Consider the following 18,802-nt stretch of genomic DNA (forward strand, 5'->3'; position numbering starts at 1 on the left):
ACAGGCGACAGTTCGGAGAGGCCTCTGCATGAAAATCAGAAACACTCCAATGGACGACAGGTAATTACACTTTCGAGTTTACTTTTGCGAATCGTACAAAGTAAACTGAAAAGTGTAAAGATAAGTGGGCATGGGAGAAGTTGTGAAGGTCCGAATGTCAGATCGCAAACGGGAGTCGATTCTGGATGCTGCCGTCCAGCAATTCGGGTCTTCTGGTTTTGAGAACACCAGCATGGACCGTATTTCGGAAGTTGCGAAGGTCTCAAAACGGACGGTTTACAACCATTTTCCCAGCAAGGAGAATTTGTTCGCTGCAATCGTCGAACGACTGAAGTCCCGGTGCGAGGACTTGGATCAGTTTCCTTATGACCCTCACCAGCCCCTCGAGCCCCAACTGCGAAACATCGGCCAGATGTATGCTGAGATGACGAGTTCAGAGGAGTTAAAAGACCTGGCTCGCGTCATTCTTCCGCGATTTCTTCAGACTCCGGAACTCTCCCAACAACTCCTGGGGGATACCAAACCGGGAGAACAGGCCTTGATCAACTGGATCAAGAATGTTCAGAAATCCGGAAGATTAAAGCCGTCCGATCCCCGAATTGCGGCCCGTCAGTTTCAGGGATTGATCAATACTTTTGCATTCTGGCCGCAAATTCTCGGCAGCGAACCTCCGTTAACCCCCAGGCAGCAGAAGGACGTCATTCACTCAGCAGTCGCCATGTTTCTGGACCACTATGTTGTCAGATAATGCCTGAAATTTCTTCAAGGTAAAATGAGAGTAATTGGAATAATCGATTGCTCACTCCGCACGGAAGTTGATCTCTCGCCCTTCCCGCTGAACTTCTTTCACGACATTCTCCAAAAAGTAAACCAGACAGTTTACAAACAGGCGAGTCCGCCCGGGAAATATGACCGCCTCGTCGGATCGAACTCAAGCTCTCTGCCCAACTCGATCACATCAGGCGGCTTGGTCATGGAGGACCTGTGGCATCAGACCCTTCTCAACGCGCCTGCTGCTGGTTTGCATGAACACCGTTGGATGCACGAGTGTTCGGGAGTATGTTGGGAATGGATTCAAAGTTGGCCCCAACCACAGGCGGCCCGCCGCTCCTGTCGCCGACGATTGGATTGACTCTCAGAATTCCAAGATCTCCAGCGAATCAACCAGTCTTCAGTCCTGGCGGCAAGTCTTTCAGGATCCAATATTGGACAACCTGATTCAGACGTCGTATCAACAGAATCTCACACTGCGTGAGGCGGGATTTCGTGTTGCCGAAGCTCAGGCTCAACGCGGAGTGGTCGCCGGACAACTATTCCCGCAGTCTCAAGAGCTTCTGGGGGACTTCAAACGGTTGCTCACCGTTCAACAACTTCTCCTGTCGCAACAAGAATCGCTGGCGGGAGCCCGCGGGAACGCTGCTCGAAGCCTCGTCGATCTGTACCGGGCACTGGGAGGAGGCTGGGAAATTCGATTGGACATCAGCAGATGTTGAAATCGTTGTTCTTGGAGAAGACACGAACCCGATCCCATTACCAGAACCGGCGATGCCCCTGGTTCCTCTCGTTCCCGGAATTCAGGAGGAGGAATGATGAGTACTCCCGTGCAAAGCCCCCCTCAACAGAGCATTCTCTTGATCCTGTCAGCCATCGTCGTGATGTCCCAGACTCTTCAGGCGAGCGAACGCTGCTCCGATGTCATCATGGATTCACACAATGGAGGCAAAGCAAAACAATGCGTGCCGCAATGTTGTCCTGATGATTATTGCAGCAAACCGCTCCCCAGTGTCACGGGCAGTCCAACATGCGATCCTGACAACTACTGTCCCAAGCCCTGTCTCAAACTTCCTTGTCCGACGCCCAATTGCTACCCAGATAATTACTATCCCAAGAGCATCCCAAAACTCTGTTTTCCTGTTTTCAACCGCTGGTTGAAATGTGTCCCGCAGGTTTCGAAGAGTTGTCCGAAGCCCGCAATATATGGGAAGTATTTGAATTTGAGCACGCCTAAATAATGTATGTGAGTCATTAGCCGGATAGACTTTGCTGGTTCGACGGCCTGCTGGCAGTCACACAAACATCGTCGAAGCGGGACATCGAGAATGCCTCTTCAGAAGGTCACCTCTGCCCGAATCATCACTGTTTCGGAAGGCTTGAATTGAAATCATCTGATTCATACTCCACTTGACAGGATTTGTGATTGGACGATAGTTGGCACACCAGCCAGTTTACTTTTAAGGTTGGACTTCTGGTGTCAACTCGATTCCAATCTCAGCGAGCCGAGAGAACCGCATCGCAACGGGAGAACGCGATTGTCTTCATTACCACGTCCCCAGATTTTCATCGTCGGCGGTGGCTTTGCCGGACTCGCTGCCGCTAAAGGGTTAGCCAGAACCCGTGCGGATGTTGCCATCATTGATCGCAAAAACCACCACGTGTTTCAACCTTTGCTTTATCAGGTCGCCACTGCCTCGCTTTCGCCGGGAGACATCAGTGCCCCGATCCGCTCCATTCTCCGGAACCAGGCCAATTGTCAGATCGGATTGGCCGAAGTCACCGCAATCGATGTGTCGCAAAAGCGCCTTTACGTCCGCAGAGGATATGCCCCCTACGATTACCTGATTTTGGCCGCAGGAGCGACTCATGCCTATTTCGGGAACGACGAATGGGCCCCCTTCGCGCCGGGGCTCAAAAGTCTGGAGGATGCCATCGAACTGCGCCGCCGCATCTTGTTGGCTTACGAGTCGGCGGAATATGAAGGAAGTGAAGAGGCCCGCCGGGCAGCCTTGACCTTTGCCATTGTTGGGGCGGGGCCAACTGGCGTGGAACTGGCGGGGGCGATTAAGGAAATTGCCGGACAGACGTTGCCAAAAGATTATCGGAATATCGATACACGAACCACGCGAGTGATTCTCTTTCAAGGAGGAGACCGGGTTCTTCCCCAATTCACTCCCGAGTTGAGCCAGCGGGCCGAACGGGATTTGACGCGAATGGGGGTCGAGATCCGTCTGAATTCACCGGTGACGAACGTGACAGCAAAGGGGGTGTTCGTCGATGATGAGTTCATTCCGGTCAGGAATGTTTTCTGGGCTGCTGGAGTCCAGGCGAGTCCTTTGGGACGAATGCTCGGAGTTCCTGTAGACCGAAGTGGTCGGGTACTTGTCGGACCAGATTTAACGATTCCCGGTCACCCGGAAGTCTTCGTGATCGGCGATATGGCTGCTGCCATTTCCGCTGACACGCAGAAACCTGTTCCCGGCGTCGCTCAGGGAGGGCTGCAAATGGGCCAGTATGTGGGAAAACTTCTGGCCGCTGAAATCGCCGGACAGACCACTTCCAGTGAACGCCGACCTTTCTGCTATCGCGACAAGGGATCAATGGCGATCATCGGCAAATCCCACGCCGTGGCGCAGATTGGACGTTTCAAATTTGGCGGATTCTCGGCATGGATCGTCTGGGGAGTCATTCATGTCGCCTTTCTGGTCGGGTTTCGAAACCGGCTGCAAGTGCTGGCAAGCTGGTTCTGGAACTGGCTCTTCAACACCCGCGATGTTCGCTTGATTACTGGTCAGGCAGAGTTGGAAATTGAAGCCCCGCGGTCCATCGGCTTTGTCTCGTTGCCGCATGACGTTCAGAAAACGACGGAACACTCCAAAGCTTCGTCGGATTCTGGAAATACAGCATGAACGACAGGAGAGAAATCATGTCGCGACCACAAAAGTGAGAAGCCCATTGAAATTGACGATGAACAGGAATATCGACTGCGAGGATATCGCGGAGCAGGAATTGATGACGTCTGGCCGCGGTTCCTCTTGCTGGCTCTGATCGAAGCTGCGTTCTTAGGAATTTCTCGCCGCCGCTTCTGCCGCACCGTCGGTCGCATGGCCTGAATCACCTTGGTCTTTGTAATGTCACGCTCAGGCTTTAAATTCTTTGGATTCATCAGGATTTACAGAACTCCTTATTGATCATTTGCAACTCCGCTTTAACCGTGCGAAGGAAGCGATGTCTTGATTCAGGTTGATGCCTTTCTGTCGTTCAATCTTGCCATCATTCTCCTCATTTGTGGCAAGATTCTGACAATGAACGTCACCGTTCTCCGGAAATATTCCATTCCAGAACCGGTCGCGGGTGGTTTCCTGTGCGCTGTCGTTGTCGGGATGACTTACTTTGCATTTGGAAGAAAAATTCAGTTTGAACTTGAGGTGCGGGATTTTTTGCTCCTGATCTTTTTTGGAGGAATCGGCCTCAGTTCGGATGTCAGAACATTGATGAAGGGAGGGAAGGCGCTGACCATCCTGATTGGTCTGGCAGCGATTTTCATTGCGCTCCAGAATTTTGTTGGAATGGGAATCGCTTTCGTGTTCGGGCTCGATCCCAAGGCAGGCTTGATGGCGGGATCAATCTCCCTGACCGGTGGCGTTGGAACGACGCTCGCCTGGGCTCCCATTTTTGTCGAACATCATGGCATTTCTAACGCCCTGGAGATTGGCATTGCTGCCAACACGGTTGGGCTGATCGCGGCCTGCATCATCGGTGGACCAATTGCAACATTCCTGATCAAAAGAGATGCGATCCCGTACTCTGCCGATCCGGAACTCGATATTGGTGCGTCTCATACCAAAAGCCAGATGCGGATGGATTACTTCTGCATCCTCTGGGCGATTCTGGCGCTCAATTTGACCGTCATGCTTGGAATTGGCCTGCATCGTTTGATCGAAGCGGCAGGTGTGACGTTACCCGCGTTTGTGAGTTGCCTGCTCGCAGGGATCCTGATCCGTAATCTGACTCCTCTCGCCGTCGGCAACACGCTCTACCGTATCTGGCCGGGCATCGGTAACGGGCTGGCCCTCATCTCCGACCTCTCACTGGGGCTGTTCCTGACAATGGCATTGATGAGCCTCCGACTCTGGGAGCTTCAGGGTGTCTTTCTTTTCATCGTTACTGTTCTGCTTGTCCAGGTGCTGCTGACGGTCCTCTACATTGTCTTCATCGTCTTTCCTGCCATGGGACGAGACTATGAGGCAGCAGTCATCTCAGCAGGCTTCGGAGGAATCACTCTTGGTTCGACAACCACGGCCATTGCCAACATGACCGCTGTCGCCCAACAGTATGGAGCAGCTCACCGCGCGTTCATCGTCGTTCCTCTGGTCTGCGGATTCTTCATCGATCTGGTGAACGTGCTGGCCATTTCGATATTTCTCCTATAGTCCCAGATTGAACGTTGAGCGGAATCTGAGAAGCCAACGAGGTTTGACGACAAAGACGACGATATCACAGCAGAGAACTGACTATCCCAAGGTCGTGTATCGCCTGCGTGCGAAACGTGATGCGATTCGGCTCGCCGCCGCCGGGAACGACTGGGCTGTTTCACTTATCCATCCTCTACGGTAACATCCTCGTAAGCACAAATTCACCGCAAGACCCCTTTTCGGATGGATTCCAACTGTTAACGCTGACTGAGCCCTTGAGGAATTCGTATTAAACTCTTGAGTGGTCCGATTCTCAGAACTGGGGTTAATCACTGAAGGGACACAGCGTCAGCGTTGTTACGTTAATTGAAGTGAAGGGGTGTGACGAACTGCGAACAACCGAAATGAGAGAGTGACGCTCGACGCAGAAGTGATTGTGCTTCCTGGCCGTATCGGGCTGGATTCAATGTCATGGCCAGAGTTGCATGTTCTCGAGCCTCTGTCGTCCGTTCCTGTTGGTCGTATAATCGAGCCAGTAAAAAATGAATGTCTGCGTTTGGCTCCAGCTTCAGAACTGAAAGATATGCCTGTTCTGCTGCTGACGAATTTTCAAGTTGCCGTTCCGCGAAAGCAATTCCTTTATACGCACTGATCAAAGCTTGACGCTGCATTGAGCTTTCCGGTTGCGTTGCCCAAAATTGCCTCGATTGACGATACCAGTCCCGACTTTCCTCCCAGCGCGAGAGTCGCTGGCAGCAGAGACCGCTGAAATCCAGCACTTGGGGAGGGGCTGCTTCTTGCGAGCTGATTTCCTTCAGTAGTTTCAGTGCTTCCTGATTTCGATCGAGCTGCATCAGTGCAGTCACCTGTTGCCCTGCATGGGCTACAGATCGGGGTGTTGATGATAATCCCGCAGAAAGAGATGTCTCTAGCATCGTCACTTGTTGAGCCAACTCGGTTTTCAATCTCGCAACAGGGATCTCGAGAACTTTAGCACTCGGGGCAAGTGTGCTCAGGAGTTCTGCTTCCTGCAGGCTCTTATAATACCGTTGAGACGAGAGTGATTCCGCCAGAGCTTCTTCTGTCGAACGCCTGAGAGAGTCAGAGTAGAGAAAAGGAATCGCAAGAATTCCGATCATCGTGAGGACCGTGATCAGCATGTTCGGTTTTGCCTTATCTGTTGTCGACTTACGAATCAAAGAGCCTGTCAGGGCCGGGCCGATCAGGAACGAAGCGATCAGAAGCAACGTCGCCATCACGTACTTCGAGAGAGTGTGGACGGAATCACTTTGACTTAATGAAATCAGGACAAGCAATCCGAAAATTAGAGATGTCGCTCCCAAAATCACTCGTGCGGTTTTGTGAGTCGGAAGTCGGTAAACCTGTATCGTTATGCAAATTGCACAAACGAGACTGACTCCGTAGAGATCCGTTCTCCCAAACCAATAAGGGATAACTCCAGGGACAACTATTGGTATCAGCGAGACTGTAAGAAGACCTACGGCCATGAGGAGGCGGTAGCGAGTTTGAGATATTGAAGAGTCAGCGAGCGACATTGGATTTATAAATGCTGTGATCAGAGAATTATGCTGATCGAAGTTTGCGATTTGTTTTCCAGATCATGCCGTCATAGCCGTAATGCAAGAATGCGGCCATCAGGTTGACGAGAATCCATGTTTCTTCGTGTCCCCTAGCAATGACGTAATTCGTAATTCCGATAAAGAGAATAAAGAATGCGAGAAAGGCCCCCCAGCTTCGGGTCAGCTTCCCCCACAGATCGAGACGCTGTCGATTCTTCTCTGAACTTGATGCCCAAGTGACAACAGACAGATATTCTACGGCATGAAACACCGCTGAGCAGAATGCGAACTGAACGGTCAGTCTTTGCCATTCCATGTGTGACGTGTAGAGCATGGCCCCATAAAGAGTACAGGCGCTCGTCAGATACAGAAGGCTCCACACGCTTCCCCCCTGAACCACTCGCCACGTTTGTCTGAGCATGAACGCGACTGGAATGAAGGCCACTGCGTAGTCAAAGTGCTGCAAGGCCCCTAAGCCAGACCGGTCACTTTGGCTCCAGCCCATTCCAGAGACTCTGGCAATGACATAGAGGAGGAAAAAGCGATAAACATACTTCTCGATCAGTGATTGAGAGAAGGTGAGGCGCGGTTGCTGATTTCGTTCATAGATCCGATAGATTCCATGATGCTGCGATGCAAAATGCCAGGCGTTCCAGCAGTAATCGATCAGCCCCAGACAAACGAGTGCGCTGGAATTCAGTCGCCAGAGCAGGCAGCCGAAGACAACGAGTACTGCCACCCCAATCACTATTCCTTCTCGGCCAATCGTTTTCTGGCGGTCGCACGCGATCAGGATCAGAGTGATCCAGCGATGCGGTGCCGTCACAAAATAAACCTGCCAGAACAAAAGGCTTTGATGCGATGCCAGATTCGCTGGGCTGGCAAACAGAAACAGGAGTGGCCAGTAGAGATTCGCTATAAACAACAGATCAAGTGATGGCGAGAGCAGGTAACCGGATGACCACCAGCTTCGCCGGTCAGCAACCTGCTCCACTTGACTCGCAAGAGGTGCGGGTGAAGGATTGAGATGACTGGCTCTGGAACTCATAACAACACCTCGGTGATAACACGGCAGGGAGTTGTTCCTGTTAAATTAATACTAATTCCGTTCTGATTATGGACCAGCTTGGTGTAATCGATCCCCAGCAGATGGAGAAGAGTGGCGTGCAGATCGGCCACCTGAAGCGGCGTTTCAACTGCCTTCAGTCCAAGTTCGTCTGTTGCTCCAATCACTGTGCCTCCTCGAACAGGTCCTCCGGCAAGCCACATTGAGAACCCATAGGGATTGTGATCCCTTCCGTTTGATTGATATTCAATTGTCGGAGTTCGCCCGAATTCGCCTCCCCAGACAACAACAGTCTCTTCCCACAGACCACGTTGTTTCAGGTCGTTCAGTAATGCGGCAATGGGGCGATCGGTTTCCCCTGCAAACTTGCGATGACGTTCTCCGTTTCCGGTGTGTGCATCCCAAGTATCTTTCTGTGCTCCCCCTCCAGAGTAGATCTGAATGAAGCGGCTTCCTCTTTCAATCATCCGGCGGGCCAGCAGACATCGCGAGCCGAATTCACTGGTGACCGGATTGTCCAAGCCATAAGCCTGCCGGGTCGCATCTGTTTCCTGGCTCAGATCCCCCGTCTCCGCCGCGACATCCCTCATTTTCCACGAAACATGATAGCTGAGATTGCGCTGCTCAAATGCAAGCCGAGATCCTGCGGTGCTTTCAAACTCCTGATTCAGCTCATTCAAGAGTTGTCTCATCTGCTTCTCATTCTCCGAAGATTCCTGCTTTCGACTGGGAGAAGGAAAGGGAGAAGAAGTGGAGTGAATTCGGGTTGCCGGTGTCACAGGCAGAGCACCAGTTGACCAGTTCCCCTGCCCATTGATTGGCCCACCACGCGGGTCAAGCATCACGACGAACGAAGGGAGTGAATCAGGTGAATGTCCTAAGCCGTAGTCTATCCAGGCGCCCAGACTTGCACCCCCCTGTTGAAATCGCCCGGTGTTCATCTCCAGTAAAGCACCTGCGTGAAGAGATGACGTTGTCTGCATTGATCGAATTACGCACAGGTCATCCGCATTTCGACTGAGTTCAGGGAACAACTCACTGATTTCGATTCCACTTTCGCCACATTTGTGAAACTGAAATTCAGATTTGCAGAGTTTCCCAGAGACTCGTGTTCCGGAGCTGATTTTTATAGGACCAGCATAGTCTGTTCCATCGTAATGGCTCAGGTTCGGTTTGGGGTCAAAGGTGTCGATTTGACTGGGGCCACCATTCATGAAAAGGAAAATGACTCGCTTGATTCGTTGTTTCGGACGACGCAAGTCTTCCGCAACGGCAAAGGTTGGTGAAAGCAGGCTGGCCATAGAAAGCAGACCGCACATTCCACCCAGAAACTGCCGCCGATCCTGTTCTCCCCCCGTCAAGACGTGTTCCCAATTCATAACTCACCTACTTGACGTAACTGAATTCGTGGAGGTTAAAGAGAATGAGGCAGAATTGCTTCAGTCTCTCACTGTTCTCTCCGGAATCTAGAAATTGACGACTCAACTTCATCTCGTGCTCGCTGGGAAACCGATCCAAAATCTGTTGATACGCAGCCTGAATTTGCTGGTCCGATGTGACATTGTCTCCGCGTTGCAGAAGCCTTTCAGCCAGTGCTGTGGCACAAGCGTCAGCTTCAGTCCCTTCCCAGAGCGTGGCTGCCTGAATTGGATTACTGACATCCGTTCGCGTTACGCAGCCTTGTGTACTGTCCGGAAACTGGAACGGTTCCAGAAACGGATGAGGCAATGTGCGTTTAACAAGTTGATAAATCGCTCGTCGATGTTCAGAGGTCCTTACTCCTTGTGATGCCACGTCCGGCACCATCGCGTGGTGAAGCGATGAAAACATTGGCTGGTCCGAGGGACCAAACTGTCGGCGTGACAGCACTCCAGACACCTGATGCATTGAGTCGTAAATTTCTTCAGCTCGCAACTTCCTGAATGAAAACTCACCAAAAAGTTCGGCCCGTGCGGAAAGACTCTGGGAGGGGACTGCCATTCGATAAGCTGCACTGTGGACGATCAGACGATGCAATTTTTTGATTGACCAGTTTGCTTCCTCGACGAACCAGCAGGACAACCACTCCAGAAGTTCCGGATGACTTGGAGCACTTCCGCTCAGGCCGATTGTTCCCGGTGTAGATGTCAGCCCCCGCCCGAAATGCCAGTACCAGACACGGTTTACCAGAACACGTGCGAGTAAACCGGGGTTCTTTGCAACCAGCCAGTTTGCAAAATCGAGGCGGTTCTGAACAGAAGCTCGCTCTGCGGATCTGATCAGAATAGATGGAACGCCCGGGGTTACGAACTGACCAGGGCTTTCAGGGTTGCCGGAACGCAGCAGTCGTGAAGAATTCTTCTGATCCGGAAGGTGTTGAAATCTGTAGGCCATGTCACGAGTGAGTGTCTTCTCGATATTTTCAGCTCGATGTCGGAACTCCTTTGCTCGATGTTCACTGTTCTCTGTGATGGCCTGCCTTTGGAGTTGCTGAACTTGCAGACGCTTTTCTGCATCCTGCTGCAGCATTGATTTCGATGCTGACGGAACAGAAATCTCCAGACGTCCATTCACAGTTCGATTTAGTCGATCAAACAGTGCCGCGAACTGATAATAGTCGTTCGAAGTGATCGGTTCGCTCGGATGATCATGACAACGGGCACATAGAATGCTGAGCCCGAGAAATGCAAAAGAGGTTGCTTCCACGATCTCGTTGATCTGGTCATAACGGTCTCGAAGTGGTTCATCTGGCTCGCTGTCCCAGACTCCGAGTCGAAGGAACCCTGAAGCGATGTAATCATCGTTCGATGGCGACGGAACAAGGTCGCCGGCAATCTGGCGAACGAAGAACTGGTCATAGGGAAGATCGTCGTTAAAAGCTCTGATGACAAAATCCCGATACTGCCAGACAAGCGGCTTTTCACCATCATGTTCATACCCGTTGGTGTCAGCATATCGTGCGACATCCAGCCAGTACCGTGCCCAATGCTCACCATACCCGGGATCGTCTAAAAGCTCTTCAACCAGAATATCTAATTTATTGTCATCAGTGTTGTTGTACTGATTGTACAAAGAATTCTGAGGTGGAAGACCAGTCAAGGCATAACTTAAACGCCGGATGAGATGCCGATTGTTGGCTCGCTCAACCGGGACAATGTTGCATTCTCGCAGTCGCTTCTGAATGAAATTGTCGATTGGATTACGACATTGTCTCTCTGAATCCGGCGGTGGAATCGCAGGTCTGGAAAGCGGCTGAAATCCCCAGTGATTCCGCTCGTCAGAACTCCAGTCGTTTCCCGTTTGAGGTTCTGGTTGGGGAATATAAGCCCCTTCGTGACACCATTTGACAAGAAGATCCCAAGTTTGCAGGACGGCGTCGGAAGTAGGTGGCGGTCCACATGATTCAGGCAATTGGGAATGACTTTGAGCGAAGTCTTTCCAACGCTCCAATGCCACTTCTAAACTGATGGAACTCGTTAATGAACCCTCAGTTTCGTCGTTACTATGGCAGGGCAAACAATGCAGTGTTATCGACGGAATCAGTTGAGAGTTGTAGTCGACAATGTCCGGCAGCTCTGGAATTTCCTGTGTTGAAGCAGGCTTCTCCACCATCGATTTTCCCGCTGAAACCGGGGGCATCTGAGGATTCGTGATACGCTCGAAGGGGGCGGCATCCAGGAAGTGGAAGCACAAAAATGCCCCAATCGCAATTAGTCCACATGAACCCCACAGGACTTTCACGGTCGCTTTTCCTGTGCTGAAGACGTCGGGGAATTACGACTGGAATCGTCAGGTTTCCCGTCATTCTTTAGAACTCGAATCCAATGGTCATGGAATTGAATCCCGGAACGCCATTCGACGGCAGGCATGTGACAACTGACGCAGTCGCCAGCCGGAGACTGGGGGCAGGGTGTTTGTTGAGGTCCCTGATGGCACTGAAGGCAAGTCGTATTGTATTGAGTGCGATCTTTTGATGTTTGGTCGTGCGGATCATGGCACGTCATGCAAGTCATCGTTTTTCCGCTCTCCAAATAGCAGCGGCTTTTCTTCATTCCATACGGTTGAAAGCGAACAAGAACATTCGCGGCCGTGTCGGGGGAAACCTGCGATTCGTCGCGATGGCATTGAGCGCACTGTTGAATCGATTGCTCCGGATCGCGATAAGTCAGCAACGGAGGAGCTTCATGAGCACGTCCGGATTTGGCCAGTTCCACGTGATTTTTCCGCGGACCATGGCAACGTTCACAACTGACGTTGGCGATCACGGTTTCACGAAGAGGAGGTAAATTGGCTGGAGGAACGATCGTGGCATGACACGACAGGCAGGCGAGCGCCTGCTTCCCGTCCATAGGGCGACCAAAGACTTCCGTGGAACGGGGGGGGAAATCGTCAAACCGTTCATGGTCTGGAGTGACCGACAGTTTCTCTTCCTGATTAAACCAGGTCCAACGAAACTCCAGTCCTTTACCAGAAACAGGATCAATAGAAATTGGAGTTTGTGCGTGAAGCCCTGATCCCAGCAGCCAGTGAACAGGAAAGATTGGCTTTGAATCAGCTCCCTGAACTCCGACAAAGAAACCTTCAGGCCGATTCTCGAATTCATACACTAAAGAACGGCGTGGATCTTTAAACTGCGTCCCGCTGAGAAACTGTGCCAGTTCGGTTTGTTCCATACGAGTGGCAGTATGAGAATGCCCGGAACGTTGATGTGCTTCAAATTCTTTCTGATGACATTCGCAGCAGGAATGGTCTCCTGCGAACTGTTCATCCAGGAACTGAGTCCACTGCGTCAATTGAGAAGATGGATCGACTTCAATCGGATTATCAGAAGGAACCTTGGATCGCGAACGCAAGGTGGCAGCCGCAATTCCAGCGACGCCACAGAGAATGAGTAATATCAACCGCTTCACACCGTCACCGCGAGAGCTAAAGATAGAGCGACGAATCTCGCCGCTCCCGTTCTTCAGAGTTCCATTTTCATTACGGAAGCGGGGCTTCCGTGAGTTTCCATTCTGATTCTTCTTTCTTCAGTTTCCAGGTAACTTCGCCGCTTCCGATTTTCGTTGCTTTCAGTCCTTTGCCTCCTTCGGAATTGGAGTTTCCTTGAGAGACATTGACTGAAATCGTGGCTTCATTGCCAGACAGACTGGGAGCGCTGACCACTTCAATTGCGGAACTGAAATAGTCGGCTCGGTTCTTGGGAGCTGCGCCGTCGACAAAAGCTGTTTTGAAATCTCCTTCGTCCATGGCTCGATCATTCAGGCACATGACTGCAGCAACAACTTTGTCTGACTCGGAAGATCCCGCTTCGGTTGCACCGCCGCATCCACTGAACGAGACAGAAAGAATCAACAAGGCAATTGCACAAACCAACTTCATGAGGCACCTTTAACTTTGAATTTTATGCAGAGAGAGCTTTGGCGTCTCTCTGAGAATGTTACTAAATAATGATTCGTGGACTGGTTGACGATTAGCACAGACAACACAGTCTCAGTGCCGGCAACCTGACTCTGAATCAAGAGGGATGAATAAGGAAGGGGCCCTCAGGCCCCGTATCCCCCAGTGGCATGATCGCTCGAATCTTATGACTGTCTGAACACTGCGAGTAGACATGATTTGTCTGCTCGCAGTGAGTTCATCAGTACATGTTTTTTAACGAGAAGGCGGACTACACGGCCAGGTGAGATACAACGGGATTAGAATTCACTAATCACTTCGTTGTTTCCACGAGTGTTAAGTCCACTCCAGATAATGTTGCTGATGTTGTCGCTGACAAATCGTACTGATCCATCGCACATCGCCGCCTGCACGCCGCCTGTGTGGTGACTACGAGCCGCAGCAAACACGTCGGGAGTAGAGTTATTAGAGGTACATTTCAGATACGGACGGGCTGTGTCTGGAATTGTTGTGTCACATGCTGGGATGACGTCTGCCAATTGTGAATTCGGAGTCCGGGCACCCGTAAAGATACTCGCTCCCATCCCCGGGCTGAACCACACTCCGCGAATGTCAGGGCTGGATGAAGCTGTGCTGGTTCCGTCGGTAGAGATCACTTCGCTGATGGCAATCGTATTACTCATCCCATCGGAAATGTCAGCAGCCCTGCTTCCTTTATTCTGTTGGAATCGGTCTGCCGACCCTCCCAGAGCAGGAGCAATTTTCTCTTGAGGAACAAAATAGCAACCAAATGCCCCAGCGGTTGTGTTTGACTCCCAGGAAAGCATGTTTCCTGATCCCCAACTTGCTGCGTAATTCCCTTTTGCCAGTGCTTCAAGGCTGATCGCTCCGCCGAACATTTTACGGACGCGGGGATTACTTGGACACTGAATGAAGGACATTGATTCTCGACCAACATGGCCCAGGTGTGCTTGCGATTCACAGTGATCGCAAGGATTGCTCGACCCGCTGGAGATCCATTCTTTATTGCAATCCGATACGTTGGTCCAGCGTCCGAATTCTTCCACGAACGGAAGCAGCATCGGCAACCATGAGAACCCGATTTCATTGACGTCATCCTGCCAGCCGCCGACCTTGTAGCGGTTCGCATTTTCGTCATAGCAGACATATCCTGGTGGGAAGCTGCCATGAGTATCAAGATGATTGTGCAATGCGAGACCAATCTGTTTGAGATTATTTTTGCACTGAGATCGTCGAGCGGCTTCCCGGGCCTGTTGAACGGCAGGAAGTAGCAATGCAATCAGAATCGCAATGATCGCAATGACCACGAGCAATTCGATTAATGTAAATCCACGTCGAACAGAACCCGAATTCAGCATTCGCTGGCGGTTCATTTTCATGTCAAGACTCCCATTATTGTAGCGCTACAACAAAATTAAAGCGGAATATTGGATTAGGCCTAACCCAACCCTGTTCTGGTTCAGCTTCGCGATCCGGATATCACAGTGACGTTGTCAGACAGATTATGAAGGAGTACTAATTTAGAACTCACCGATATTTTCGCCATTCTGGCGAGTGTTGAGAGACATCCAGGTTGTGTTGTCGATGTTTTCGGCGAAGAAACGAACAGACCCGTCGCAGAGCAGGGAATTCACACCACCAGTATGGAAGCTGCGACTTGCAGCAAAGACGTCTGCGGTGGTGGTATTTTCCTGGCACTTCAGATAAGGTTGAGAGTTATCTGGAATGGATGTGTCGCACGAAGGAATCACGTCTGGAATACGAGCATTCGGAACACGGGCACCTGAAAAGACGGACGCTCCCATTCCTGGATTAAACCAGACTCCGCGAACATCACGGCTGCTTGTTCCTGACATTCCATCCGTTGCCGCAACTTCGCTCACGGCGACAGTGTTGCTTGTTCCATCGGTGATGTCGGCGATGCGGGTTCCCATGCTATGCTGAAACCGGTCGCCTGAGCCTCCCAGTCCCTTGACGATTTTGTTCTGGTTTACGAAATGGCAAGCGAACGCTCCAACGGTTGCAGTCGACTCCCAGGAAAGCATGTTTCCAGATCCCCAGCTTGCGGCATAGTTTCCTTTTGAAAGTGATTCCAAGGACATTCCGCTGAACAGCAGGGAAGGAGTTGGGTTGCTTGGGCACTGCAGGAATTCTGGAGTTTTCCGACCGACATGTCCGAATTTGGCATGATATTCACAGTCGTCGGATGGATTGTGCTCGTGAACATCAACACGGCTGTCATGGCAGTCACTAACATTCTGCCAGAGTCCCATCTGTTCCACATAAGGCAACAACATCGGCAACCAGGAGAATCCGATTTCATTCACAGTGTCCTGCCATCCACCGACTTTGAATCGATTGGCGGTTTCGTCGTAGCAAACATAACCAGGCGGGAATGCTCCGTGTGCGTCAGCGTGATTGTGCAGAGCAAGGCCGATTTGCTTCAGATTGTTTTTGCATTGAGTTCTGCGGGCTGCCTCTCTTGCTGATTGAACAGCAGGCAACAGCAGAGCCACCAAAATTGCGATAATTGCAATCACGACCAGTAGTTCAATCAGAGTAAACCCCTGACGAAGCGCTTGGCGACTATCGGAAGTTCTTCTGTTCTGTCTCATTGGGATCACTTCTATAAGAGAAAGAATCGCTGTCAGATGAGGTCAATCTGCCTCGTGGATACCCGTCTCTTCTTATTGGGAGATAGCCCTATCGCTCCCTGAGACCAGCGAGCCCCTCTCTCATAAGTCACAATAGAGGAGCATTCCAAGTACGACTCGGAAGAAAGATTAGCCGTGTCTTGTGAATCAATCGTAAGCGCATTGTTAATAAAGTGTGAATTGCAATTATCCTGGTTTTTTTTCCATGGCTGGCGCGAACTTTGGGTAGCTTTGGAAAGTCGGGGTGATTTGCGCCCAGTTGTGGTTCTGCGGTATCTTGCTCGTTTTGGATTCGGAGTTGATCGAGCAGGGAGTGCAAGCCATGGCGAGAGAAGTCTCAGTCGGATTGGACGAGGTGGTCGGCGACTTTGCACCGCTGGAGGATCCTCGTTCCAGCGTGAACCGGCAGCATCCCTTGGAGAGCGTCGTGGTGATTGCGATCCTGGCAATCTTGGCGGGCGCTTCGGGGCCCACAGCCATCGTGAAATGGGCTGCACTCAAAGAGGAGTTCTTAGCACAATCCTTCAACTTACCGTTCGGCGTGCCTGGTAAGGATGTGTTTCGACGTGTACTGGCCGGACTCAATCCCGAAGCGTTCCAGGCCGGATTCGTCGGCTGGCTATCAGCGCTCAAAGCAGCGGCACAGACCGCCAGCGAAGTCGATCAACCGATCGTGGCGATTGATGGAAAGACGGCCCGCCGCAGCCATGATCACCGCAATGGCCTGAGCGCGATGCACGCAGTCAGCGTCTGGGCCAGCGAATGGGGCCTGAGCCTGGGACAGGTTGCCTGCGCTGAAAAATCCAATGAAATCACCACCATTCCCGAATTATTGAAGCTGGTGGATATCAGCGGAGCGATCGATCACCATCGATGCCATGGGAACGCAAAAGGCGATTGCCGCCCAGATTGTCGAGAATAAAGCCGATTATGTGCTGGCGCTCAAAGGAAACCAGGAAAGTTTGCATGACGCGGTGGTCGACGACGTTGACCAGCAGATCCAGACCGACTTTGCGAACGTGACGGCTCGCACACACACCACACAAGACAAAGGATACGGGCGCAAAGAGACACGGACCTACATCCAGCTGCCGGTTCCGGCAGCCTTGCCAGGTGCGAGCCATTGGAAAGGCTTGAAGACGATTGGCTTGGTCATCAGCATCTGTCTGCGCAATGGGAAAGAAACAGTCGAGACTCATTATTATCTCAGCAGCTTAGGATTGGGAGTGAAGCAGTTCGCCCGAGCGGTGCGGAGCCACTGGAGCCTGGATGTGACGTACCGGGAAGACGCTCCCGCATCCGGGATCAGCACGCGCGGGAGAATTTCGCCTGGCTCAACAGCCGACCGAAAAGGGCAAGCTCTACAGCCTGCACGAACCCGAAGTCGTCTGCATCAGCAAGGGGAAAGCCCACAATCGCTACGAGTTCGGCCAGAAGGTGGCATTGGCGACGAGCACCCGGGGGAACTGGATCGTCGGTGTGCAGGTGTGCGAAGGGGGTCCTTACGATAGTCACACGCTCTCTTCAACATTGGTGAATGTGGCAGCGACGACGGGCCTGCCAGTGCAGGCGGCGTTTGTGGACGAAGGGTATCGCGGTCACGGCTACGAAGGTTCAGCGACGATTCACATTTCCGGCAGTTCTTCCCTTCACCTGACCAGAACTGTGAAGAAACGCCGCAAGCGTCGGAGTGCGACCGACCCCAAGTCGGACATCTCAAACAGGAGCATCGAATGAGACGCTGCTTCCTGAGAGGACTGCCTGAAGACGCGATCAACGCTGTGCTGGCCGCTGCCGGGAGCAACCTCAGTAAACTGCTGGGGAGGCTATTTTTGCCCTGATTTTGAGGCGAAGGTGGGAGATCACCACTTGTTTTAGGATCCTCCCGCCCCTGAAAATCCGCATTCAGTCGACCTGACAGTCTGCGAAAGCCCGCCACCACCATCCGCCAGGCGACCTGAAAGGTCTACGACGACCACGATCACATCACCTATTCCGCAAACGGCTATAGTATCGCCTCCGGACTACGACTTCACTCTAATCAATCCCGTCTCAATTACCCTGCGGGATGCCGTCGGCAAAGTGCTGTCCCAGATCAGTGCGTGGCGCCCGACACCGAAGGGACACTCGCGGAGATCGTGGAGAATGCCGGGAGCGGGATGAATGCGTAGCCTCGTTTGGTCACAGGTTCCTCGGCGGTGATTTGTCTCTGACGGAAGCGGTCGCGGATTGATGGTATCAGGATTGCGTTTTTTGCATCTCCTGCCCCGGAAGATTGGCACCAGCTGCATTGCAGTGCAATTTTTCAACACAGATCACACTCTGAGTCTTGCTTGAAGTCTCGTCTCCGGCGCATTTTGAAATTGCTGGTGGAGACTATCATTTCCATACCCGGTTCATTCGGAGTATCCCATGCAAGATTCAAAGCATCTGCAAATCTATGAAAACCTAAAACGCTTGGCCCACAACCATTCACTCACAATGAGCCTGCTTGAAGAGTCCATTTCATTGCTTCAGGCCGAGTTCGAAAAGTTGGAGCGATCTCAAACTCTTCCATTGGCTGTTCCCACTGCGCCGTCTCACAACTGGCCCGTAATTGATCGAAACACGATGTGTATCGTCTTTCGTGGGAAGCAGTGCCATTTGGGGACGACGTTGATGCTCCGATTTATCGAACGGCTTATGAGTCAGCCCAATCGGTGCATCAGTATCAATGAACTTCTGCGAGATGTCTGGAAGGATGACAGGGAAGTCTCAACGGTTCGAAGCCTTGTAAAGGAGTTGCGGTCCCGCTTACGCGCTGCTGGTCTGGAAATCATCTCCAATGCGATTGATGGACATCGAGCCTCAGGACATTACGGATTCTTCTTTGATCGATCGCGTCTCAAAGTATGAAGTAGCCGATCACATCCATTT

Annotated in this window: 16 protein-coding genes; 8 read left to right on the forward strand and 8 right to left on the reverse strand. The window is 51.8% G+C overall.

The genetic code is table 11. The features are described 5' to 3' along the window. The first annotated feature begins 154 nt into the window (after positions 1–154). The 4 genes from SH527x_RS15410 (at position 155) to gltS (ending at position 5,207) form a co-directional block, all read left to right on the forward strand. Positions 155–748, forward strand: coding sequence for a TetR/AcrR family transcriptional regulator (locus SH527x_RS15410; RefSeq protein ID WP_437191572.1), 594 nt, complete (start codon positions 155–157; stop codon positions 746–748). A gap of 277 nt (positions 749–1,025) precedes the next feature. Then, positions 1,026–1,493 carry a hypothetical protein gene (locus SH527x_RS15415; RefSeq protein WP_437191573.1) on the forward strand — a complete coding sequence of 156 codons (468 nt, stop codon included), beginning with the start codon at positions 1,026–1,028 and terminating at the stop codon, positions 1,491–1,493. Between the two features lie 816 nt (positions 1,494–2,309). Beyond that, positions 2,310–3,683 carry an NAD(P)/FAD-dependent oxidoreductase gene (locus tag SH527x_RS15420; protein WP_437191574.1) on the forward strand — a complete coding sequence of 458 codons (1,374 nt, stop codon included), beginning with the start codon at positions 2,310–2,312 and terminating at the stop codon, positions 3,681–3,683. Between the two features lie 327 nt (positions 3,684–4,010). Continuing rightward, positions 4,011–5,207 carry a sodium/glutamate symporter gene (gene gltS / locus SH527x_RS15425; RefSeq protein WP_437194635.1) on the forward strand — a complete coding sequence of 399 codons (1,197 nt, stop codon included), beginning with the start codon at positions 4,011–4,013 and terminating at the stop codon, positions 5,205–5,207. Positions 5,208–5,551: 344 nt separating this feature from the next. Here the strand turns inward: gltS and SH527x_RS15430 are convergent, their stop codons facing one another. The 8 genes from SH527x_RS15430 to SH527x_RS15465 form a co-directional block, all read right to left on the reverse strand. After that, positions 5,552–6,445: a tetratricopeptide repeat protein gene (locus tag SH527x_RS15430; RefSeq protein ID WP_437191575.1), complete on the reverse strand. Its 894-nt coding sequence runs from the start codon at positions 6,443–6,445 to the stop codon at positions 5,552–5,554. Between the two features lie 328 nt (positions 6,446–6,773). Continuing rightward, on the reverse strand, positions 6,774–7,817 hold the full coding sequence (locus SH527x_RS15435; protein ID WP_437191576.1) for a hypothetical protein: 1,044 nt from the start codon (positions 7,815–7,817) through the stop codon (positions 6,774–6,776). Next, on the reverse strand, positions 7,814–9,214 hold the full coding sequence (locus SH527x_RS15440; protein ID WP_437191577.1) for a DUF1501 domain-containing protein: 1,401 nt from the start codon (positions 9,212–9,214) through the stop codon (positions 7,814–7,816). Before SH527x_RS15440 ends, SH527x_RS15435 begins: the two co-directional genes overlap by 4 nt. 7 nt (positions 9,215–9,221) lie before the next feature. Continuing rightward, positions 9,222–11,555, reverse strand: a complete 2,334-nt coding sequence (locus SH527x_RS15445) for a DUF1549 and DUF1553 domain-containing protein (protein ID WP_437191578.1) — start codon at positions 11,553–11,555, stop codon at positions 9,222–9,224. Then, complete coding sequence (locus SH527x_RS15450; protein ID WP_437191579.1) at positions 11,552–12,724, reverse strand: multiheme c-type cytochrome; 1,173 nt, start codon at positions 12,722–12,724, stop codon at positions 11,552–11,554. Before SH527x_RS15450 ends, SH527x_RS15445 begins: the two co-directional genes overlap by 4 nt. Before the next feature lie 70 nt (positions 12,725–12,794). Beyond that, positions 12,795–13,193, reverse strand: a complete 399-nt coding sequence (locus SH527x_RS15455; protein ID WP_437191580.1) for a hypothetical protein — start codon at positions 13,191–13,193, stop codon at positions 12,795–12,797. A 317-nt stretch (positions 13,194–13,510) separates the two neighbouring features. Next, on the reverse strand, positions 13,511–14,611 hold the full coding sequence (locus SH527x_RS15460; protein ID WP_437191581.1) for a DUF1559 domain-containing protein: 1,101 nt from the start codon (positions 14,609–14,611) through the stop codon (positions 13,511–13,513). 141 nt (positions 14,612–14,752) lie between these two features. After that, on the reverse strand, positions 14,753–15,847 hold the full coding sequence (locus SH527x_RS15465) for a DUF1559 domain-containing protein (protein WP_437191582.1): 1,095 nt from the start codon (positions 15,845–15,847) through the stop codon (positions 14,753–14,755). 283 nt (positions 15,848–16,130) lie between these two features. Here SH527x_RS15465 and SH527x_RS15470 point away from each other — a divergent pair, with 283 nt between their 5' ends. From SH527x_RS15470 to SH527x_RS15485, 4 genes are all read left to right on the forward strand, one after another. Next, a complete protein-coding gene (locus SH527x_RS15470) occupies positions 16,131–16,808 on the forward strand; it encodes an ISAs1 family transposase (protein WP_437191583.1) in 678 nt (225 codons plus the stop codon). After that, positions 16,765–17,397, forward strand: a complete 633-nt coding sequence (locus SH527x_RS15475; protein ID WP_437191584.1) for an ISAs1 family transposase — start codon at positions 16,765–16,767, stop codon at positions 17,395–17,397. Before SH527x_RS15470 ends, SH527x_RS15475 begins: the two co-directional genes overlap by 44 nt. A gap of 28 nt (positions 17,398–17,425) precedes the next feature. Next, entirely contained in the window at positions 17,426–17,623 is a 198-nt protein-coding gene (locus tag SH527x_RS15480; RefSeq protein WP_437191585.1) for a hypothetical protein, read from the forward strand. A gap of 675 nt (positions 17,624–18,298) precedes the next feature. Next, positions 18,299–18,781, forward strand: coding sequence for a winged helix-turn-helix domain-containing protein (locus SH527x_RS15485; RefSeq protein ID WP_437191586.1), 483 nt, complete (start codon positions 18,299–18,301; stop codon positions 18,779–18,781). The last annotated feature ends 21 nt before the right edge of the window (positions 18,782–18,802 follow it).

It is taken from the genome of Planctomicrobium limosum, assembly GCF_051465645.1.
GTDB lineage: Bacteria > Planctomycetota > Planctomycetia > Planctomycetales > Planctomycetaceae > Planctomicrobium.

Excerpts from the sequence above, each read along its gene's own strand:
- SH527x_RS15410 (WP_437191572.1), top strand. The coding sequence starts at position 155 with ATGTCAGATCGCAAACGGGAGTCGATTCTGGATGCTGCCGTCCAGCAA.
- SH527x_RS15415 (WP_437191573.1), top strand. The coding sequence starts at position 1,026 with ATGAACACCGTTGGATGCACGAGTGTTCGGGAGTATGTTGGGAATGGA.
- SH527x_RS15430 (WP_437191575.1), bottom strand. The coding sequence starts at position 6,445 with ATGGCGACGTTGCTTCTGATCGCTTCGTTCCTGATCGGCCCGGCCCTG.
- SH527x_RS15435 (WP_437191576.1), bottom strand. The coding sequence starts at position 7,817 with ATGAGTTCCAGAGCCAGTCATCTCAATCCTTCACCCGCACCTCTTGCG.
- SH527x_RS15440 (WP_437191577.1), bottom strand. The coding sequence starts at position 9,214 with ATGAATTGGGAACACGTCTTGACGGGGGGAGAACAGGATCGGCGGCAG.
- SH527x_RS15455 (WP_437191580.1), bottom strand. The coding sequence starts at position 13,193 with ATGAAGTTGGTTTGTGCAATTGCCTTGTTGATTCTTTCTGTCTCGTTC.
- SH527x_RS15460 (WP_437191581.1), bottom strand. The coding sequence starts at position 14,611 with ATGAAAATGAACCGCCAGCGAATGCTGAATTCGGGTTCTGTTCGACGT.
- SH527x_RS15465 (WP_437191582.1), bottom strand. The coding sequence starts at position 15,847 with ATGAGACAGAACAGAAGAACTTCCGATAGTCGCCAAGCGCTTCGTCAG.
- SH527x_RS15475 (WP_437191584.1), top strand. The coding sequence starts at position 16,765 with ATGGGAACGCAAAAGGCGATTGCCGCCCAGATTGTCGAGAATAAAGCC.
- SH527x_RS15485 (WP_437191586.1), top strand. The coding sequence starts at position 18,299 with ATGCAAGATTCAAAGCATCTGCAAATCTATGAAAACCTAAAACGCTTG.